The sequence below is a fragment of the Burkholderia sp. LMG 13014 genome (assembly GCF_905232215.1).
Taxonomy (GTDB): Bacteria; Pseudomonadota; Gammaproteobacteria; order Burkholderiales; family Burkholderiaceae; genus Burkholderia.
Map to the genome: position 1 here is coordinate 1 of NZ_CAJNKE010000915.1, position 1,652 is coordinate 1,652.

The 1,652-nt window shown below is 71.2% G+C and carries 1 protein-coding gene; it reads right to left on the bottom strand.

All coding sequences use genetic code 11. From position 1 onward, the window contains the following. Nucleotides 1-153: 153 nt before the first annotated feature. On the bottom strand, nt 154-1,652 hold a 1,499-nt coding region (locus JYJ84_RS36105; protein WP_205190246.1), incomplete at its 5' end, for an Hsp70 family protein.

Sequence of the window (1,652 nt, forward strand, 5' to 3'; positions counted from 1 at the left end):
CCGACGGCAGCAGCGGTTGCGCGGCCACCGCGCCGGGGCCGACCAGCTGCTCGACGTCGAACACGCGGATCGCGTCGGAACCGGCCTCGACGTAGGCGACGACCGTATTGCTGGTGCCGAGGTCGATCCCGACCGTATAGCGCTTCATCGCGCTCAGGCGGCGCCGCGCACGTCGAACTCGACCTTCCAGCGCTCGTTCGTGCCGCTCGGGATCGCCTCGAGTTCGAGCGTGCCGGCTTCGGTCACGCGCGCATGCAGCTTCACCGGCACGACCTCGCCGACCGTGCGCCCTTCGGCGGGCAGCGTGGCCTGGATTTCCTCCAGCTCCTGCAGCTCTTCCGGCGACCAGTAGTCGAGCAGCGTGCCGACCTGATCCTGGCGGCGCACCGACGAACCGAAGAAGCGGAACTGCACCGGTTCGCCGACGACGAGGCCGAACTCCTGCGGCGGCAATGCCGCGTCCGAGCCTTCCTCCATCCCGAACGGCGCGACGCACAGCGCCTGCACCGGCGGTTCGAGCCCCGGCACCGCGGGCATCGCCGATTCGATCGCGACGTAGTACGCGCGCGCCGTGCCGCCGCGAATGCGCACGCCACGGCCGCGCTTCACGTAGCCGTAGTACGCCGCGCCGCGTGCGACCGCGAGATCGAGATCCGCGCCTTCCAGCAGGCGCGCGGGCGGCGCGCCTTCGGCGGCGAGCCAGCTGTTGAGCGTATCGAGCACGCGCTGCGTGAGCAGCGTCGACTTGAACACGCCGCCGTTGAACAGCACGGCGGTCGGATGCAGGAACGTCGCACCCTGCGGCAGCGTGCGCTGCACGCCTTCGAGCGAGTCGAGCGCCGCGACCTGGCGGCCGAGGAACGCCGCGAGATGGCGCGTGATGCCCGCGTCCTGCGCATACGGCAGGCCGAGCTGCGTCAGGCCGACGCGCGCGCGGCTCACCGGGCGCGCGGCTGCGTCGACTTGCGGGAAGAAGCCTTCGAGGATCGTCTGCGTGAGTTCCGCGCGCGTGAGCTCCGTGCGGATCGACCCGCCGATCAGCTTCGAGCCGCGGCTCGGCACGACGAGCGGCACCGCGTCGGCCGTCGGGTCGGACAGCAGCGTTTCCTTCGCGGAACGGCATGCGTAGGTGAGCGCGCGCAGTTGCCACGGGTCGGCCTGCGTGCCCTGCTGCGCGAGCTTGCGCGCCACGATGTGCGCGAGCGCGAGGTCCATGTTGTCGCCGCCGAGCAGGATGTGCTCGCCGACGGCCACGCGATGCAGTTCGAGATTGCCTTCGCGCTCGACCACCGCGATCAGCGACAGGTCGGTCGTACCGCCGCCGACGTCGACGCACAGGATCAGGTCACCGACCTGCACCTGCTTGCGCCAGCCGCCCTGGCTCTTCTGGATCCAGCTGTACAGCGCGGCCTGCGGCTCCTCGAGCAGCGTCATCCGCGAGTAGCCGGCGGCGCGTGCCGCCTCGGCCGTCAGTTCGCGCGCGGCCGGGTCGAACGACGCGGGGATCGTGACCGTCACGTCCTGGTCGGCGAACGGCGCGTCGGGATGCGTGTGGTCCCACGCTTCGCGCAGGTGCGTCAGGTAGCGGATCGAGCTTTCCAGCGGCGACACGCGCGACACTTCCGGCGGTGCATCGCTCGGCAGGATCGCCG